This window comes from Dehalococcoidia bacterium (assembly GCA_022449765.1).
In the GTDB taxonomy this organism is placed as follows: Bacteria; Chloroflexota; Dehalococcoidia; order Lucifugimonadales; family Australimonadaceae; genus UBA2963.
On the sequence record JAKUPZ010000015.1, the window covers coordinates 1 to 18353 of the forward strand.

24 protein-coding genes are annotated in these 18353 nt (G+C 43.8%); 10 read left to right on the top strand and 14 right to left on the bottom strand.

Going from position 1 to position 18353, the window contains the following annotated elements; all coding sequences use genetic code 11:
* The 4 genes from MK127_07095 to MK127_07110 all read left to right on the top strand — a co-directional run.
* The coding region (locus tag MK127_07095; GenBank protein ID MCH2532556.1) for a hypothetical protein at positions 1–435 on the top strand (435 nt) is incomplete at its 5' end.
* A gap of 86 nt (positions 436–521) precedes the next feature.
* Positions 522–959 (top strand): nitroreductase family deazaflavin-dependent oxidoreductase, encoded by a 438-nt coding sequence (locus tag MK127_07100; protein MCH2532557.1) that lies wholly within the window; start codon positions 522–524, stop codon positions 957–959.
* A gap of 2 nt (positions 960–961) precedes the next feature.
* Positions 962–1369, top strand: a complete 408-nt coding sequence (locus tag MK127_07105; GenBank protein MCH2532558.1) for a PPOX class F420-dependent oxidoreductase — start codon at positions 962–964, stop codon at positions 1367–1369.
* A gap of 82 nt (positions 1370–1451) precedes the next feature.
* On the top strand, positions 1452–2861 hold the full coding sequence (locus MK127_07110) for a Rieske 2Fe-2S domain-containing protein (protein ID MCH2532559.1): 1410 nt from the start codon (positions 1452–1454) through the stop codon (positions 2859–2861).
* Here the strand turns inward: MK127_07110 and MK127_07115 are convergent.
* The 9 genes from MK127_07115 to MK127_07155 are packed head-to-tail and all read right to left on the bottom strand — an operon-like array spanning position 2842 to position 10526.
* Positions 2842–3924 carry an LLM class flavin-dependent oxidoreductase gene (locus MK127_07115; protein ID MCH2532560.1) on the bottom strand — a complete coding sequence of 361 codons (1083 nt, stop codon included), beginning with the start codon at positions 3922–3924 and terminating at the stop codon, positions 2842–2844. The genes MK127_07110 and MK127_07115 overlap by 20 nt on opposite strands.
* Before the next feature lie 14 nt (positions 3925–3938).
* Positions 3939–4814 carry a DUF6159 family protein gene (locus MK127_07120; GenBank protein ID MCH2532561.1) on the bottom strand — a complete coding sequence of 292 codons (876 nt, stop codon included), beginning with the start codon at positions 4812–4814 and terminating at the stop codon, positions 3939–3941.
* A 34-nt stretch (positions 4815–4848) separates the two neighbouring features.
* Entirely contained in the window at positions 4849–6321 is a 1473-nt protein-coding gene (locus MK127_07125) for an aldehyde dehydrogenase family protein (protein ID MCH2532562.1), read from the bottom strand.
* Positions 6322–6332: 11 nt separating this feature from the next.
* On the bottom strand, positions 6333–7232 hold the full coding sequence (gene mmsB, locus MK127_07130) for a 3-hydroxyisobutyrate dehydrogenase (protein ID MCH2532563.1): 900 nt from the start codon (positions 7230–7232) through the stop codon (positions 6333–6335).
* Between the two features lie 35 nt (positions 7233–7267).
* On the bottom strand, positions 7268–7690 hold the full coding sequence (locus tag MK127_07135; protein MCH2532564.1) for a nitrile hydratase accessory protein: 423 nt from the start codon (positions 7688–7690) through the stop codon (positions 7268–7270).
* A complete protein-coding gene (nthB, locus tag MK127_07140; GenBank protein ID MCH2532565.1) occupies positions 7674–8345 on the bottom strand; it encodes a nitrile hydratase subunit beta in 672 nt (223 codons plus the stop codon). The genes MK127_07135 and nthB overlap by 17 nt, the downstream gene beginning before the upstream one ends.
* Positions 8338–8964, bottom strand: coding sequence for a nitrile hydratase subunit alpha (gene nthA / locus MK127_07145; protein MCH2532566.1), 627 nt, complete (start codon positions 8962–8964; stop codon positions 8338–8340). The genes nthB and nthA overlap by 8 nt, the downstream gene beginning before the upstream one ends.
* A 10-nt stretch (positions 8965–8974) precedes the next feature.
* On the bottom strand, positions 8975–9793 hold the full coding sequence (locus tag MK127_07150) for an LLM class flavin-dependent oxidoreductase (GenBank protein ID MCH2532567.1): 819 nt from the start codon (positions 9791–9793) through the stop codon (positions 8975–8977).
* 1 nt (position 9794) lies between these two features.
* Positions 9795–10526 carry a hypothetical protein gene (locus tag MK127_07155; protein ID MCH2532568.1) on the bottom strand — a complete coding sequence of 244 codons (732 nt, stop codon included), beginning with the start codon at positions 10524–10526 and terminating at the stop codon, positions 9795–9797.
* A 70-nt stretch (positions 10527–10596) separates the two neighbouring features.
* On the opposite strand from MK127_07155, the gene MK127_07160 reads away from it, so the two are divergent.
* From MK127_07160 to MK127_07175, 4 genes are read left to right on the top strand one after another with little or no spacing between them, the layout of a single operon-like run.
* Positions 10597–11034: a cupin domain-containing protein gene (locus MK127_07160; protein MCH2532569.1), complete on the top strand. Its 438-nt coding sequence runs from the start codon at positions 10597–10599 to the stop codon at positions 11032–11034.
* 44 nt (positions 11035–11078) lie between these two features.
* Positions 11079–11555, top strand: a complete 477-nt coding sequence (locus MK127_07165; protein MCH2532570.1) for a PaaI family thioesterase — start codon at positions 11079–11081, stop codon at positions 11553–11555.
* On the top strand, positions 11524–12045 hold the full coding sequence (locus tag MK127_07170) for a molybdopterin-dependent oxidoreductase (GenBank protein MCH2532571.1): 522 nt from the start codon (positions 11524–11526) through the stop codon (positions 12043–12045). The genes MK127_07165 and MK127_07170 overlap by 32 nt, the downstream gene beginning before the upstream one ends.
* Complete coding sequence (locus MK127_07175) at positions 12042–12596, top strand: carboxymuconolactone decarboxylase family protein (GenBank protein ID MCH2532572.1); 555 nt, start codon at positions 12042–12044, stop codon at positions 12594–12596. Before MK127_07170 ends, MK127_07175 begins: the two co-directional genes overlap by 4 nt.
* Before the next feature lie 2 nt (positions 12597–12598).
* On the opposite strand, the gene MK127_07180 is transcribed toward MK127_07175, so the two are convergent.
* The 4 genes from MK127_07180 to MK127_07195 form a co-directional block, all read right to left on the bottom strand.
* Entirely contained in the window at positions 12599–13768 is a 1170-nt protein-coding gene (locus tag MK127_07180) for a Rieske 2Fe-2S domain-containing protein (GenBank protein ID MCH2532573.1), read from the bottom strand.
* A 22-nt stretch (positions 13769–13790) separates the two neighbouring features.
* The gene (locus MK127_07185; GenBank protein MCH2532574.1) at positions 13791–14861 is read right to left on the bottom strand and encodes an amidohydrolase family protein; all 1071 of its coding nucleotides are present in this window, start codon (positions 14859–14861) and stop codon (positions 13791–13793) included.
* Between the two features lie 87 nt (positions 14862–14948).
* Complete coding sequence (locus MK127_07190; protein ID MCH2532575.1) at positions 14949–16046, bottom strand: FAD-dependent oxidoreductase; 1098 nt, start codon at positions 16044–16046, stop codon at positions 14949–14951.
* A 30-nt stretch (positions 16047–16076) separates the two neighbouring features.
* The gene (locus tag MK127_07195; protein MCH2532576.1) at positions 16077–16829 is read right to left on the bottom strand and encodes an SDR family oxidoreductase; all 753 of its coding nucleotides are present in this window, start codon (positions 16827–16829) and stop codon (positions 16077–16079) included.
* Positions 16830–16940: 111 nt separating this feature from the next.
* Between MK127_07195 and MK127_07200 the strand changes: the two genes are divergently transcribed.
* Together MK127_07200 and MK127_07205 are read left to right on the top strand one after the other, a co-directional pair.
* Positions 16941–17678 carry an SDR family NAD(P)-dependent oxidoreductase gene (locus tag MK127_07200; protein ID MCH2532577.1) on the top strand — a complete coding sequence of 246 codons (738 nt, stop codon included), beginning with the start codon at positions 16941–16943 and terminating at the stop codon, positions 17676–17678.
* Positions 17679–17966 carry a hypothetical protein gene (locus MK127_07205; GenBank protein ID MCH2532578.1) on the top strand — a complete coding sequence of 96 codons (288 nt, stop codon included), beginning with the start codon at positions 17679–17681 and terminating at the stop codon, positions 17964–17966.
* On the opposite strand, the gene MK127_07210 is transcribed toward MK127_07205, so the two are convergent.
* Complete coding sequence (locus MK127_07210) at positions 17963–18352, bottom strand: RidA family protein (GenBank protein MCH2532579.1); 390 nt, start codon at positions 18350–18352, stop codon at positions 17963–17965. The genes MK127_07205 and MK127_07210 overlap by 4 nt on opposite strands.
* Position 18353: the final 1 nt, after the last annotated feature.

Genomic DNA, 18353 nt, shown 5'->3' on the forward strand with positions numbered 1-18353 from the left:
AAATATTCCTTGGTTATGGGGATGATGGGTGGAGTTCTTATGGTTGGTGGTATGAATGGGATTAAAGATCGTATGGGCGATGGCCCTGGTATCCATTTTGCTCGTCTTGCACTAGTGGTAATGATTATTGGTATGGGTGGGAACATACTTGAAGCTGCATATATTATGATTGGGTCGGCTGCAGCAATTGCAGCGGCAGCAGGTGCTCTTTCAACAGGGCTTATCATGCTTGGCTTTGCTGTCATAGGAATTGCGTTTTTCCTTCAGAAAAACATCCACATTGCCTTGTCCTTGCTTTTTATCGCGGTGGGTTTGTGGGGTGCTGTAACTGCGACTATTTGGTACGAAACAAATAGCTTGATTTACGTAGCCTATATAGGCTCGATGATCGTTAGTCTCGCTCTTGGAGTATTAACCGTAAGATCGAAAGATTAAGTTTTTACTTTAGTGGAATTCAAACTGGCCAAGGTCTTATCATGACACTTGGCCAGTTTGTTTATACTGAAGCTAATGGAGGGGAAATGAGTGAATATATCCCAAGCCCTAGAGAGTGGGTTGCGGACCAAGTTGCTCTTTATGAAAGCAGTGGAGGGACAGAAGGCTTGACCCTTAGAGATACGGGTTTACCTGTGATAATTGTAACTAACAAAGGTAATAAGACAGGTGCCACGCGGAAAACACCTTTAATGCGCGTTATGGATGGAGATAATTATGTTTTAGTAGCTTCAATGGGCGGAGCTCCAAAACACCCAGTGTGGTATTACAACTTGAAGGCAGATCGTGATGTTGAAATACGAGATGAGACTCAAGTTTTTAATATGCGAGTAAGAGAAATCAAGGACGCTGAAGAGCGGGCACGTCTATGGGAAATTGCCGTTAATACATATCCTCCCTATGCGGACTATCAAAACAAGACTGAAAGGGTTATTCCCGTCTTTTTGGCTGAGCCAGTATCTTAGAAATGAGTGTCTTAAGGGCTATTCATGAAGAAAAATATGTCCGTCTAACGACCTTTACTCGCGATGGTCGTAAAAAGCATATCCCTGTCTGGATCGCATTAATTTCTGATAAATGCATTGGCTTCACTACCGTACAGAATTCATGGAAAGTGAAAAGAATTTTGCATACATCATCTGTCGAATTGATCGCCAGTGATTACAGTGGTAATCCGTTAAAAGACGCGAAGGCAGTTTTAGGGAATGCGCGAATTGTTGATGGGGAAGAGTATAGGGAAGTAGTAAAGGCAATAAGCTCGAAATACGGCTGGCAGTATAAGATGATTGCATTAGCTAATCGACTTAGGCATTTCTTTCGCAACGGCAACTTGTCCAGTGACTGTGCGATAATAGTTACTTTCGATAAGAGTTAATTGTTTCGCAGTTTTTTGAAGAGTAAATTAATGTTTGATTAATTGAGCGGTTGGAATAAGCAGACTATTTAAGAGGTGCAGGATGCTTAGTATCGAAGATAATGAACTGATGACTCGTGTAGGGCCGGGTACACCTATGGGTACGCTTATGCGACTGTACTGGATGCCTGCGGTATTATCCGCTGAAGTTGCAAAAGATGGAGTACCTCATCGTACTCGATTGCTTGGTGAAGACCTTCTTGTTTTCAGAGTGTCTTCAGGTAACGTTGGAGTTATTAGCCCTAGCTGCCCGCATCGTGGAGCATCATTGTATTTTGGGCGTAACGAAGAAGAAGGTTTGCGCTGCGTTTACCATGGCTGGAAATTTGACATTAATGGTGAATGTGTTGAGATGCCTTCTGAGCCGCCCGAATCAAATTTTAGCTCTAAAGTTCAACTTCCCCACTACATTGCTTCCGAACGAAATGGAGTGATCTGGATATATATGGGGCCTGACCAGGACAACCCTCCTGAATTGCCTCAGCTTGAATGGAATATGGTTCCGGAGTCCCAAGTTTATTTAAGCAAGCGTGTTGCTCAAAATAATTTTATGCAAACCATTGAAGGGGAAATTGATTCTTCACATTCAGGTTTTTTGCACCGTCAATTTGATAAGCCTTATCGAGGATCTTCATCTGGTATGCCCAGCATGAACGCGAACGACGTAGGTACCTTAGTTGGCGACCCCAAGGCGCAGATTTCTTTGCCTAATAGCCAACAGGGAATGGTTTATAAAATGCGTGACAAGCACCCGCGTTTTGAGACATTAGACACAGATTATGGAGTACTGATAGGTGCCAGAAGAAATGCTGAGGAAGATTCGTTCTATTGGCGCATAACCAATTTTTATATGCCGTTTCACACGATGATACCTCCCTATGGTGAGAACCCCGTGCTAAGTGGTCATTCATATATGCCTATGGATGATCACCACGTCCTTGCTTTGTGCTTTACCTACAATCCCAAAGAACCTTTGACTGAAGGGCAGCTTGATTATTTAAATTTTGGTCCAAGACCTGGACAGCAGGGTCTGCACCCTACAGTGGATGCATTTTTGCCTGCTCTTACAAAACCCGAAGGGGCTTGGTGGCCTAAGCACAATATAGAAAATGATTTCAATATTGATTGGGAAGCACAGAAAACTGATCGTTTTTCTGGTTTACCAGGCACATGGCCACAAGATTCGGGAATGCAGGAAACGATGGGTTTTATCTATGATCGTAGTCGCGAACATCTAGGGATCAGTGATACGGCGATTATCCGCACTCGAAAAAGATTGATTCAGGCTGCTAAAAATCTAAGAGACTACGGGATAACGCCATCTTCAGTAGATGATTCAGGTGTTTACTACACACGTTCAGCTGCGGTAGTTTTACCGCGAGCTATAGATTGGGTTGAAGGATCCCTCAGCTCAAGAGTGGCGAGCCCAGGTGTCAATCACGCAGCTGTGTAGTAGTTAATTGAGGACTGATTTTGTTAGTAAGGCCTAATTCATGGGCTATCAGTTCGTAAGACTTGATCCTGTCCTTCAGATAATAAGCAATCGTGACGATTCCTATATCTTGAGTTTCATAGGACTCTGAAACGTCATGTAAAGCTTTTGCGATTTGCGTTGGGTCACCGTCATAGTACCCAGCGGTATATTGATTAATATACTGCAAAGCTTCTTCGCTAAGCGCGGTATTGGAAGCTTCTTCTGGGGAAGATAAACCTTCGATACGTTGCCCTGTTTTAGCTTCTAGAAGGCGGCGAGCTCGGTTTAAGTTCCTGCTAGTAGCGATAAATTTTGCTTCTTCTTCTGTTGGTGCGCATACCACTTGCACCGTTACATTTACACGAGGTTCAGAGCAAAGATGTGAAGGCCTGAAATTTTTGCGATAAAGTTCTGTCACTGCAGGACCGTGCTTACCCGTGTTTCCAAAAAAATCTGCAAATGCAAAAGGTAGTCCTAGATAAGCTGCGAGATTCGCAGAGTAATCACTAGATCCTAAAAGCCATACTTCAGGTGAAGATTCTGGATCAGGACCAGGCTGTGCTTTGATGCTTGCGAAAGGGTGATCTGGCTGCAGGTTATTTTGTAAATAGCCGATTAGGTCAGCTACTTGCTGGGGGAATGTTTGAATGTCAACGGGTCGTTTCGGATATGCGAGTGCAAATATGGTGGCCTGGTCACTACCAGGAGCGCGCCCTATTCCTAAATCAACCCTACCTGGATAGAAGGACTCCAAAATTCGAAATTGTTCAGCAATTTTCAGAGAAGAATAATGAGAGAGCATCACCCCACCACTCCCCACTTTTATCTTTTCGGTGTTCGCTAGAATTTGGCCAATAAGGATTTCAGGGCTTGCTCCAGCGTATGTTCCTGTATTGTGATGCTCTGCAACCCAATAGCGCGAATAGCCTAAATTTTCGACCGCTTGCGCAAGCTTTACGGTATCTAGAAGGGCGCTCCTAGGTGTGTCGTTTCTGCGTATAGGCGATTGATCAGTAACGCTGAGAATCAGATTATTTTTCACCAGTTAACACATTCCTATTGGTGTTGGCGCAGATCACTTGATGGTCGAAACGCAGAATCAAGTATTTCTTTATGGTATTGCCCTATTTCACCGGCGGTCGCATATCGATATAGGACTGCACGGTATGTTGAGCTAAGTGTCGAGCCTATGGCAGCGACAGTCATGCCTGACAGAATACCTAGCAGAATGAGTAAAGCCCCAAGTAAGAAACTTGCGTCAATTGCAAAAACACCTAATGCGATTGGTCCTGCCCCTGTCAGAAGCACAGCAATAAAAACTAAGAGTCCAATGCCTTGGTTACCAATAATTGCGCTACCCCAGCGTTCCTTAATTATTTTTCCTGATTGTTTGATCGCACTAATACCTGTTTTGTTTTCGGCAACTATGACGGGAATTACAAAGAAAACAAGTAGATTCCAGCTAGCACCGAGAATCATCACTATTATGGAAGCACCTATGCCGCTACCACGTCTTCGAGCACCTTCTTCAATAGCTTTAATTATTAGTCCGACTGTTGCTGCAATTAAAGTCCACACTAGTATTGCGAAAAGGCGATGGTTTGCTTGGTTAATAGCGAATCGAATAGAAGGGTCGTAGCCATCCATACGGTGCATTACCGCGGAAACTAATGCAACTTGGAAATAGATTTGTGAGAAGTAACAGAGAAAATAGATCAAAGCTATAAGAAATATCCCCCCCGACGTAATCGATTCCGAGCCTTCTTCAGCGACAATCATATTGCTGCTGAATCCTATCCCCGTGAATATTACGATTATCAATCCTACGGAAAAGAATGAAGCGACAGTAAGCCAAATTAATTCGGGGTCTTGCCGCAAAACGCTCCAGCTCTCTTTGAATAATTTAAAACTTCTGCTAAATGAACCAAACATTTTGCACCTATATTAATGAGACTAAATTGCACTCTTATTCCAAGTTTACTGTAACGCTCTTTCGCTGAGTAAAGCTATCTAACATGCCTTCAAGAGAGAATTCCCTTCCAATTCCACTCATCTTATACCCACCGTAGGAATGTCCTGGCAATTGCCCTAATCCTCTGTTTACTTGAACCCAACCAGATTCAATCTTATGAGCCGCATTGAGAGCTTGTTTAATATTTTTGCACCAGACATAGGCTGCCAATCCATAATGACTGTCGTTTGCCATGCGGATTACATCTTCTTCATCTGACCAAGGCACTACGACAAGCACAGGGCCAAAGATTTCCTCACGTGCAACTCGCCAATCATTATTAGCACGCGTTATCACCGTAGGAGTAACATAATAGCCTTCTGCAAGCGGACCATGTGAGGGAGGCATCCCCCCAAGTACTATTTCTGAGCCTTCTTGCCCCAATCCATCCTCAATATAACTGCATACCCGATTGAATTGCTTTTCATTGATTATTGATCCCATATGAGTTGCTTCATCAAGTGGGTTTCCGACTTTTAATCCCTTGAGCTTATCCACTAACTTACCTAGAAAGTCATCATGAATGCTTTCATGTAAGAAAAGACGCGACCCCGCTGTGCATGATTGCCCTTGACGGGTGAAACGCATTCCGGATATGACTCCCTGCACAACACTATCTTCATTGGAGTCAGGGTACACGACAACAGGGCTTTTACCTCCAAGCTCAAGAGAGACCGGAACAATTCTGTCTGCCGCTGCATGCATAATTAATTTCCCGACGTCAGTTGATCCTGTGAACGAAAGCTTTCTTACTAATGGGTGAGCTGCTAGTGCTGCGCCGGCCTCTTCACCATAGCCAGTGAGAACATTCAAAACACCTGCAGGCAAAAAATTGTTACAAATTTCGGACATTTTGAGAACTGCAAGAGGTGCATCTTCCGCAGCCTTGAGGACTAAAGTGTTTCCGGCAGTAATTGCCATGGCGATTTTCAATGCGCCTAATAGAACTGGTGAATTCCAGGGAATAATTCCGCCAACAACGCCAATGGGTTCACGTCTGTTGTAGACAAGGAGATTTTCCCCTAGGGGAATTGTCTCTCCTTTAAGCTCGTTTGCAACTCCTCCAAAATAACGGAAAACCTCGGCGGTAGTGTTAGCTTCAGGTCTTGATTGCGGTGCTAATGCATTACCGGTTTCTGTAGAAATCAGAATAGCTATTTCCTCAGCAGCAGATTCCAGAGCATCTGCAATGCGAAGCATAATACGTCCTCTTTCACGAGGAGCTACTTTCCTCCAACTCTGGAAGGCGTCCTGTGCGACATGAACCGCATGGTCTACATCTTCTTGATATGACCTTGGCACTAAGGCAAGTGGGAGCCCACGGAAAGCAGGGTTTCCCACCACGATGGTGTCACCTGCTTTAGCAAGAATTTCTTCGCCTCCAACATGCATTGGTACAAGCTTAAGCTCTTCAGTTTGGGTAGCCATACTAATCTCCGTTACTCGTGTTTATGTGTTTCTAATAATTTTGCGACCGCAGAAAAATCTAACCTACCGAAGCCCTGTCTACTAGTAGCGCCATATTGTTCGTGAGCTATAGCAGTAAGTGCGAGGGGCAATTTTTCCTGACTTGCAGCGGATAGTGCTAATCCTAGATCTTTATACATGAGATCAGTCATGAATCCAGGAGCGAACCCGTTATTTACCGGGCTATCTTCAATGACATCCGGAGCTGGGCATCGCGTTTGAAGCGTCCAGCAATTTCCTGATGCCTTCGACATCACTTCGAAAAGTATTTTTGGGTCAGCACCTTTAGATATGCCAAGTGCAAATGCCTCTGTCACTGCAACCATTGAAACCCCAGCAACAAGATTATTAGCAAGCTTGACGGTCTCTCCCATTCCTATATCGCCACAGTGGATAATATTTGTCCCCATGCAGCTCAATAATGAATGATGCTCATCTAGAACGTCTTTACTCCCACCAACCATAATTGTCAGCGTTCCCGCAGTTGCCCAGGCAGATGAACCGCTTACAGGCGCATCGAGCATTTTGCCACCAGCCTCTGTTACTCCCTGTGCAATCTGGCGCGTAGTGTCAGGATCGATAGTACTCATGTCGATGATCGTGGCTCCATTTTTCAGCCCTGATATGTAGCCATCGGGTCCGAATGCTGCAGCTAAAGAATGCTGCGACGCTGGGAGCATTGAAACAATCACTTCAGAATTCTCAGCAACATTTTTGGCACTGGTTTCTGCTTTAGCTCCCTCTGCCACTAAAGATTCCACTGCACTTCCGTCGACATCAAAAACGGTAAGTTGATAACCCGCTTTTAGCAGGTTTAAAGCCATAGGCTTTCCCATAGTACCTAACCCAACAAACCCGACATTCTGAGTCATTTCATTATTCTCCATCCATTAATCTTCGCTTCGGACTATAGCTGTTGTGAGTGATGCGGGAAAGACTTCGCTTCCGTGTATGCAGCTTTAAGATGCACAGGTTGGCCATGCTCGGTGTTTAGGTAGGCCCTCCGCCAGTCTTCTTGGCGAAGATCTATTTCACTTTCACTTATTAGCCCTTTAGTAATACATAGGCGTTCTAGTGCCCGTAGCCAGTGCACGTAATAATTTTCTCTTATGTTTGGATCTGCTGATAAATTGGCATGCTTTATTTCTTCAGCTAGCGTTGTTGCCCATTCCTGCCAAGTGAAATGCTTTTCAGAGGAAAGTTGAACAGCAAGTGCAAAAGCCGAAGCTTCCCAAGGCTCAGAAAAGACAGGACCTGAATCATCTCTAGGTATCAGTGCTAACTCATCTATGTCGGCCATCGCTACTTGCTTATTAGATAGATTTTTCAAGGTAATCTTCCCATAAATCTACGTAGACGGCTGTATTAGATGCACCATCTGCCCCCCATAGTTCGGATGCTTCAAAACGTACGCTATAAAGATGATGGCCTTCGTCAACGCCCTTAACGCTTAAATCAGGGAAAACCTGCGCTCCGTAGTGTTCATGGACTACCCCTGAATGCCCTCTCACATACCTTGGTTCACGGGTATGCGATGTAGGATGCTGGTTTATTGCTCTCACGGCATCACCTACTTTGAATTTTGGAATCGCGTCTGTATCCCGGAAGTAGCTCATTCTTACCAATGGCGTATTTTTTACATCAGACGGTAGCAGGACACGTTCGCGTAATTCTTTTGGTGCAGGTCCCTTGGCAATACCTTCTAATAATTCCTCCATAGTCACCAAGCCAGATTCGAACAACTGAGTCTCTAAACCTGCGAGCCAATTTTCATAATAAGAATTACGTAGGTAGTCTACTGGGTGAAGCCTTTCTCTAGCATGCCGTGACATATCTATATTCCATAGACCAAATAAACCTAACATTCGGACTAATGCGTAAACTCTTCCCTCCCACCAATTGTGGAAAATTGGCTCAATATCTTCTGGTTCAGGATGAATGGACCCAAACCCTTCGCTTCCCCCTAAATCATGTACGCTATTCATGGATCAACTCTTCAGTCTGCAAATTTACCTTCTCAACCCCTATCATTGAATTCCTTGAGACAAGACTAATTAATTTTTCTTCAGGCCAATCCTCTGTTCCTTCCGGTCTCTGGGGCAAAACCAGGAATCTCATTTCAGAGGTGGAATCCCAAACACGAATTTCTACGTTTTCAGGAATATTAGTGCCGAATTGCGCTAGCACCCCTCGAGGGTCTGCTACAGCACGTGACCGATAAGGCGCCGATTTATACCATACTGGAGGTAAACCAAGAATTGGCCATGGGTAACATGAACACAGAGTACACACAACTAAATTATGTACTTGATCAGTGTTTTCCAAGATTCGAATCTGCTCACCTTGTGCTCCAATTTCTGCAAATCCAGAGAGAGCAGAGTGAGGGTCATTAATAAGATCTGCCTTGAATTGAGGATCAACCCATGCCTTGGCAACAATTGCCTTACCAACAGATGGGCCAATTTTGGTTTCATAGGTATCAATGATCATGTCAATAGTCTCTGACTTGGCCAAACCTTTTTCGACAAGCAAAGATTCGATTGATTTGACACGTAGCTCGGTGGAAGAAGGTGGCTCAGTGTGTTCATGATGATGTTCTGACATATTCATTCTCTCACTTTCCTACTAAGGACCTGATTTTTTTTAGGTCAATGGGATCACTACCTCGGTATACCACAATAGCATCATCAAATCCTATATTTTTTAATTTTTCGAGTCGCTCAGACGCAATTTCAGGCTCACACATTAAGTGGAATGAATTATCTGAATCTTGGAGAGGCTCTGACCGACTATCAAAAGCTAACGAAATGTTAGTAACTATAGCTCGTTTTCCTCCCGCCTCTTTATATTGTTTGATGCCATTTTTTAACGTATCAAATCCTGAAAAATAGGCTGATGCTATCCAACCATCGTAATTGCCTGCTGCTGAGTTAATCCATTTAGGTCCAGCCCAACTACCTATCACAATTGAAGGTCCCCCCAAGGTTACAGATGCTGGACAAAGATCGATGCCGTTGACCTCTTCACCACGCCAAAGCTTTTTCATAATTTCAAGTCCATCTCTAAGCAAGCTCATCCGTTCATTAAAATTTTTACCAACTGCCTCAAAGTCTATGCGGGTAGAGCCTGAACCAACTCCAAGAGTAAGCCTGCCCTCGCAAATTAAATGCGCGGTGAGAACACGATTCGCTAATTCATATGGATTACGTATCGGTATCTGGAGAATACCAATTCCAACTTCGATATGGCGTGTGGCGGCAGCTGCGACAGAAGCTCCTATCAAAGGATCAAAAGAGAGTCTTTTTCGACCTAAAGAATCAAAAAACCAAACACTGTCGAATCCATGGGTTTCAGCAAGTGAAGCACCTTTGGAAAAAACATCATTGGTAGGTTCGGTATCAAAATCTAACGGAAGTGCTATTCCCAATCGCATATTATCTCCGACCAAACACTGGCCATTCTCGCACTAATTTCCCTTTACCTTCAATTCTAAATTCATGCCCAAGTTTTGATACGATTGCCCAAAGCATGGCTGGATTACTAGAGATAACTGGTATTGAAAATTCGGCTTCCATTTCATCTATTACTTGTAATGGACTTAGAACAGCTCCTTGGAAATATAAGGCGTCAATCCTACTAGATTTAGCCACTGCTTTTTTGGTTATTTCATATACAATTTCATGGTTCAAATCTATTGCGTCTTGTTCGCTTGAGAACCCAAGATCTGCTAATTCGAATTCTATTCCTGTTTCTGCTTCAGATAAATGCTTCGTTATTAGAGAGTTCATATGTGAATCAAAAGGCGTTAGAAGTAAAACTTTTCTGGCATTATAGGCATTAAGAGCGGAGCACCCTGCCTCCAATGCTGTCACAAAAGGAATTTCCAATACGCTAGATAAACGATCTCGTAATCCTTGATTTTGAACTTCAACGGGTGCACCAGGAATGATAATTCCCTGCCAATTGCTTTGCGCAGTTAACGTCACCGCTCTATTAATTATGGCGTCAGCTCTTGCTGCAAAATCAGTTAATGAAGATTGCATTACTCCTAGTTCTTGCATGTCTAAATTGATCCCTTCTGGGATCATTGCTGCAAATTCGTCATAATGAGATCTACCGGTGCCTGGCTTTAAGAATCCTATTTTGAGATCTGTCGATATTGGCATAGCTATAAACCTTATCCAAAATTTGAATTTGGGAGTATGGTATGCCATAACCGGCATTAAGGGGTGAAATATGTCTGTAGAGCGAGAAAATATTGGGGAAATGGAAGTAATACGTTACGAAACACCTGATTTGGGAAGCTTGCCTAAATCGAATACGCAATTAGTTAACAGCGGAATCTTGGGAGTTGCTATCCAAGTGGTCAGTAAGGACGGGGGTGAGACCAACTTACATGCACATTCTGGCCAAGATGCAGTTTGGTTTGTCCTTTCAGGCAAAGCTCGATTTTACGGCAAGGACGGAAAGTCAGTTGACCTAGGCCCTAAGGATGCTTTATTCATACCTAAAGGCGTGGGCTATTGGTTTGAGTCTATTAGCGAAGAGCCTTTAGAAATAATGCGGAATTTTTCTACAGATCCTAATATGAAAAACCAGCGAATTAATTTTGAGGCCTTACGTGACCGACAACAGGATGGACGTCACGCAGATAGCGTTTACGCTAACGGCTGATTTTACCCTTATATTTCTATTATTCGTCCATTGAGGTACCTAAATTGAGTTATGCGTTTCAAGATTTATTGCCAGGTAATCACTGCTGGGGTTGCGGCCCAGAGGTTGAAGATGGCTTGAAAATTAGAAGTTTTTGGGATGGGGATAAAGCTACATGCACTTGGACCCCTAGGCTTGAATTTGCTGCAGGTCCAAAGCATATAGTTTACGGCGGGACTATAGCTAGCGTGATTGATTGCCATAGTATATTTACTGCAATTGCTGAAACTTACAAAAAAGAAGGTCGAGAGGTTGGTGAGGGTGACATAATTTGGTACGTTACTGCGTCACTAAAAATCACTTACAAAAAGCCTACACCTATTGACCAGCCTCTTACGATGACAGCGAACGTTACGGAGCTGGGGGAAAGAAAAGCCTTGATTCATTGTTCGTTAGTTTCAGGAGGTATTGAAACAGCTACTGGTGAAATGGTTGCAGTACGAGTATCTAATGACTGGTACTATGCCGATTCAAAGGAATGAAATGTCGGAAAAGATAATTATTACAGGGTTAGTAAATAAGCCTAAAGAATTTGGCTATTCTGATTTAGCTTTGCTGCCGGACCAGATAAAAGATGTTTCAACGCTTGCAGCTGGTAGGGAAGGGGTAGGCGTGAAATTGTCTGCAATTATGGCCGTCGTGGAGCCAAAAAAAGATGTGCAGTACATTACTTTAGAAGCAGAAGGAGACTTTGCTGCAAGTATTCCTCTTGATGCAGTCCTTGATCAGGCAATTGTCTGGTATGGCCTTGATGGAGGTCCCTTACCTGTAGAAAAAGGCGGGCCCATACGATTTTTAATACCTGATCCGGCAGCGTGTGGTACTGACGTAGTGGACCAGTGTGCCAATGTTAAATGGCTTAAAAGCATAGAGATGAGCGCTGAACGAGGGCGTGATATCAGACCAACTACCCTCAGGGCTCATGAGGAACTGCATGAGAAAGAAAAACGTGGCGAACAAAGCGGATTATGAGTAGGTTACCTGAAATTAATAGAGGAATGATCCCAGAGAAACTACGCTCAGCTTTTGATGAACTTATCGCTGATAGCGGAGGGAATGTTCCTATAGGCCCTGGTTCTGTAGCTGCAATAAGCCCTGAAATGGCGCTTAGGCGCAGACCTCTAAGTAATTATGTCAGGTGGGAATTGAGGTTTCCGCAGGTACTCCAGGAGCTTGCCATACTGGTGACTGCTAGATCTATGGACTGCGAGTATGTCTGGAGTGCACATGTTCAATTAGCGCTAGGTGGAGGCGCAAGCCAATCCCTTGTTGACGCGATTTATGATCAAAAAGCACTTCCTGCAGAGACTCCAGATGATTATCGAACAGTTATTGAATTTACACGTGCAATTGTATTGGAACATGCTGCTAAGGATGAGCTGTTTGATGCGGCGATGAAATTGTTAGGTATTCAAAATCTGATTGACTTGATGGCGCTTACTGGCCAGTACATTACCAATTCGCTTTTCATCAATTCTTTTGAACTTGAAATCCCTGAACCATATAAGCCTGAAATAAAATAAAATTATTTCTTAGTTTCGGTAACGGCAACAGTACTACTGGTTCGGCCTTTCCAAAAATCCTCATCAATTTTCGTATCAATAATTGCGTGATTTGAATCGCGAAATACGCCCATTGGATCATTTCCGTTTTGAACTTTTTCGATCTGCTCTTTAAGGATGCGGCGCAGCAATACTACACCTCGATCAGAGTAACTGAGATGCTCATTGGTCCTGTCTGCAATTTGGCCTTGAGTCTCCCATGCCATGTGATCTTGCGGGATAACATGCTGGAGAGTGAATTTGGCAAAAGGGTAAAGGGCTTCTGCAGGCTCCTTATATGCTTCCATATATTGAATAGGAGGATCGAATGCCTCGGCGGGTTCTGAGCCATCTTCCGTCAAAGTGAAATTGACGTGTATATGCATGGTATGCGTATCGTCTATAGGAGTGCGAAATTGAGTGCTCGGACCTTGGCGTAAAATTGTCGGGAAAAGCACTGGATGTTCGTCAACGACTCCATTTTTGTAAGTTCGTTTCTTCATTAACCCATAATCAGTTGAATAAAAATCAAATGTTTCTACATCGTCAGTAAACCCCCGAGTTGTGTTTACAGGGTTGCGACCCCTGCCAATATATTCTTGATGGAGTATTTGAAGATGCGCTGGATCCATTGAGTTTTCCATAGCCTGAAACCAATTGCAGTCTAGTTGGGGATGGACTCTTATTAACCTATTCCCATCTGGTCGGAACAATGTATCAAAGCGTGTCATAGGCGGTACCGGTTGCGGGCCTAAATATGCCCATACAAGATTCAAATAGACTTGAACCGGGTACGCAGTCTGTTTCACGGTATTTAAAATAGCATCGTTTTTCTCAGGCGGGGTCTCTAGAATATTTCCTGCACAGTCGTAGAGCCACCCGTGATAGGCGCATGAAATGCCTCGTTCTTCTACACGACCGTAAACTAGCGAAGCGTTTCTATGGGAGCATTTATCTGCCAGTAGGCCCCAATTCCCAGATTTGTCTTTGAAAATTACAAGATCTTCACCAAGGACTCTCACAAACTTGGTAGGGTTTTCTTCATTAATTTCAGTAGCAACGGATATAGGGTGCCAATACCTGCGCAGCAACTCCCCGCAGGGTGTTCCCGGGCCAACCTGCGTAAGTAGTTGATTTTCTTCTGAGGTTAACATTTAGCCCTCCGTTATTTTAAGGTTATAGGTTTATCCCATAAAACTTAGTTGCATTGGAACCGAGTATGTTATCTACAGTACTGGGCTTCAGCCCCCCGTCTTCTTTCATGATCCTGATTGCTTCTATTTCACTTGATTGATCCTGATGTCCATAGTCAGTCCCAATCAGAATGTGCCGATCGCTTACATAGTTAAGTACATCAGGCAAATTGTCATCAGTCTGTGCTGTGACCCAAATGTTATAAGCTCCAAGAACGTCCTCTTCCAGATCACGCCCTCTAGTTTCAAGGCGTCTCCTGAGATCATGAACTGCATAAGGTAACCATTGAGAACTTGCTTCAATGAACCCCCATCGTAGATTAGGGAATTTCTTAGGTGTACTCGTGGTTATTAATTGATGGAAGCTCGCTACTGACATTAGTCGTAAACCGCTGAAAGTGCCTCCAATACCATCCTTAGCCATAAGTCCCCGTATGTAAGAATTGGAATTACCAATATGTACAGTGATTGGTATATTTAGATTTGAAGCCTCTTCGTATATTGGGTAGAAATACTCATCAATCAGAAGCCTTTCGTCTTCAATAGAGCGCATAGTCACACCACATGCCCCATGGTTAGCTGACCAGCGGAGCTGGTCAATGGCTTCATCCATCGAGTCTAGGGGGAGTATGCAAGTCCATCGTAAACGTCCGTTAGATTCTTTCCAGATGTCTGCGAGCCACCTATTGTAGCTCTTAGCCAATGCCAACTGAGCCTCGGGGCTATCGCACATTCTGCCAATATAAAGAGTAGGGTAAAGGACTTGCACATCGATTCCGAGCTCGTCCATATGGGCAATTCTGCCAGGGATGTCTTCCATATATCGCTTAGCATCGTCAGTTACCATATTACGTTTTACTTTTTCTGAAATGCCCGCGGCAGCTACAGGGCCTCTTGCTCGCGCCCTAATTTCGCCATCAATTTTCCAATACTTAACACCGTCTCCATTCGGAGAATCTACGATCGTAGGACGGTATTTCTCATCTCCGGGATCCATGTAATCCCATGTCTGTTCAGTTTCCACAACATGTGCATCAGAATCGATTACTGGCATATAACCTCCGATACGTTACAGCTTATAAGATGAACCTAGCACCGCTAAGGTTCTCTGTCAAAAAGTTTGCGATCATTGCCTTTAAACTCATTGGGTAAAACGATTAGGGCTAAACTGATCAATCCCTATTTCGTGAGTACCAAACGCAATTAGATCAGCAAGTAATTTTGATATTCCAGGTCCCATCATGATTCCTTGCCTCCCCCCACCAGTAGCAATGTAAGCGCCTTGAATTTCTTGGAATTGACCTAAGATGATGCCATTATCAGGGGTTATGGGCCTGAGGCACGCCGTTTGTAATATTAATTCTGCATTTTCTAGGCAAGGTAGCATTCGTAGACTTGAGTCAATAATTTGATCGCGAGCGGCTATAGTAGTGCCTTCCTCAAATTCAGCATCTTCTTCTGTTGTGCCACACCAAACCAATTGATCTGATGGTTTTGTCATCGCATAATTTTTACCATGACCAATACTAAATTCGAAAGGCTTATCATCTGATCGAAGGCGGATAATTTGTCCTTTTAAAGGCTTGATCGGGATATTTACATTAAGCCATGATTGAGCGTTAATACTCCACGGGCCCATGGCAACAATAACGTTTTCACACGCTATAAAATCCTTGTCGGTTCTAACTCCTAATATTTTATGGTTCTCCTGAAGGATGGCCGTGACGTTTCCAGATTTTATAGTGGCCCCAAGCTTTTCGCTTGCTTGGGCAAGAGCTAGGGTTAGGCGATAAGGCTCTACGTCAAAGGAACCTTCAACATGCAGAGCTCCAATAGTTTCATCAGTTATGCGAGGCTCCAGCGCCTTAGCTTCGTATTCATTGAGCCAAGATACTTTGTAATTTTCTTGCTCTTTTTGCCAATTCGAATGTTTAGTTAAGTCATCTATGTCATTTTGTGACAGGGCCAATCGTAGTAAATCTCTTTTGCGAAATTGAAGGTCTATGCCTGTTTGGGTTTGCAATTCATCCACTAGAGAGGGGAATAGGCTCATACTATAGTCAATGATCGGTGTATTTATATTTGGGCCATTTGGGATACCGCCGGAAAGTCCTCCATAGGCGAAACCTGATGCATGACTGGCAATAGAATCGCGTTCTATGACAGTACTTTTCACCCCATTTTGGGCTAGAAAATATGCAATTCCGACTCCGGTAATTCCTCCACCGATGATAACCACATTAGAATTTTTATTAATGATGTAATTCTCCTACCCTGAAATTCTTACCGCTAAATTCCCACCGTCCACTGGCAAGTCTGCGCCAGTTATGAAATCAGCTTTATCAGAGGCCAAGAACAAAATTGCCTGTGCCTGATCACTTGGTTCACCCCACCTTCCTCGTGGTACGCTTTTCGGTTTTTCATTTGTGCTTCGTATGGGTTTTCCACCTACTGGCATTCCTGTTTGCGTTGGTGTAACCGAATTTACTCGAATGTTATGAGGTGCGAGCTCCACTGCGCACGCGCGTGTAAAGTTAAGGATGCCTGCTTTTGCCGATTGATAAGCGATTGCACCAGATTTGCCCCTATGCCCAGAAGTTGAGGCAATATTGACTATTGCTCCACCAGTCCCTTGACTGACCATTTGCTGTGCTACGTGCTGCGTACAGTTGAAAGTCCCTGCAAGGATTACGTCTACCACCTTACGAAAGGTCTCAATATTTTCTGTCAATAAACCTGGAGAACTGGTGATAGCGGCATTGTTGATTAAAATATCGATTCGCCCAAATGCATCTAAAGTTTTTGTAATCATGTTTGCCATGTCATCGGGCTTTGTAATGTCAGCCTGAATAGCAATGGCATTAAATCCTTTTTTCTCTAGTTCTTGCGCTGAATTAGCTGCAGATTCTGCATTGAGGTCCATACAGACTACACTTGCTCCCTCTGAAGCTAGCGTTGCTGCAATTTCCCTTCCTATATTCGGACCGGCTCCTGATACGATCGCAACCTTACCTTCTAGCATTTTGCCTCCTATGCTCCTGTCTACTATGATTTCAGGTATGCACCAAGTTATGGTGCCGTTGTAGGCTTGTCAAACGAGTCCATTTTTTAATACCAATGCATGGTGAATATTATGGTTGCAGGAAAATCCGTAATTGTGACAGGGGGAGCAAAAGGGATAGGGCGTTTTATTGCTCACTCATTTGCTGACCAGGGAGCCAATGTCGCGATAGCTGACATTGATGAGCAGCGCCTTTTACAAACGTCTGGCGAACTAGGGGAAAAAGGAGTCAAGTCATTGGCTATTCCCACAGATGTAACTAATGAAAGTTCGGTTCAAGCAATGACCGAGTATGTGTATGAAACTTTTGGGTCGATCGATATTCTTGTAAACGACGCTGCAGTAGTACCACATTTTATGTGGAAAGATAAGGAGCGCTGGCCTAAAGTCGAAGATATGGATACTTCATTTTTCTGGGATACTGTCCTAGGAGTTGCTCTTCGAGGGACATTTTTAGTTTCTAAGCATACTGTCCCCTATATGCGGGAAAAAAGAAGCGGGCACATAATAAATTTGCATGGCGGGGGAGGCGTGACTCCTCCGGGTGCTCTAGCCTATGCAACAGCCAAAGACTCTCTAATTACATTCACGAAGTTCCATGCTGAAGAGGTACGCGATTCCAACATATGTGTGGTGATCATTTCACCAGGTGCAGCCATTGCTACTGAGGATGCGCCTGAAGAGGCACGTAATCGTATGCCTGGACCTGACTATGTTGGCCCCAGATTTGTATTGTGCGCTGAAGCTAGCATGGAGATGTCAGGGAAATTGCTCGATTATGAAGATGGTGTACTGGTGGTAAAAGAATAAATGTTAGAAGTAACTTCCGAAGCTAAATTGCAGCTCAAAGTCGTTTCGCAAGCGCAAAAACTTGAGCCAGGGCAAATTTTACGCTTGGCTGTACCTCCAGTGTGGACAGGCCAAGGTGACTGGGGAATAGTAATAGACCAGAGGGGCGCCGCAGATATTGCCTACGCATTTGAAGGTAATACGGTTTTAATTATTGAAGAAGTAGTTGCGCATTCCTTAGCAAATTCAATTCTAGATTATAAAACAGAAGGTGTCCCGAATCCTCGTTTCACGCTTGATATTTACTAATTGTCAACGACTGCTATTACTTCTATTTGAACTTTCATCCCTCCTGGAGGAGGATCATACTTTGAAGTATGCCTAGCAGGTCTATCGTCAGGATCTGGGAAGAGTGATAACCAAGGCTCATTCAATGCCGGCCTATCTTTTAAATCAGACAAAAAGCAAGTTAGCCTCACTATGTCATCTGAAGTTGCCCCGGCATATTGTAAAAAAGTCAGCATATTTCGAAAACATTGCCGTGCTTGTTCATATACGTCGTCCGAGAGTTCACCGGTGTCTGCGTTAATGCCCTGTATAGCAGAGCTGTAAATTATATTTCCCACTCGGGCACCGTAGGGTATCGGAGCGTTGTGTTCGACCCCTGGAATGTGAATTGTTTGCCTCTTTCCCATA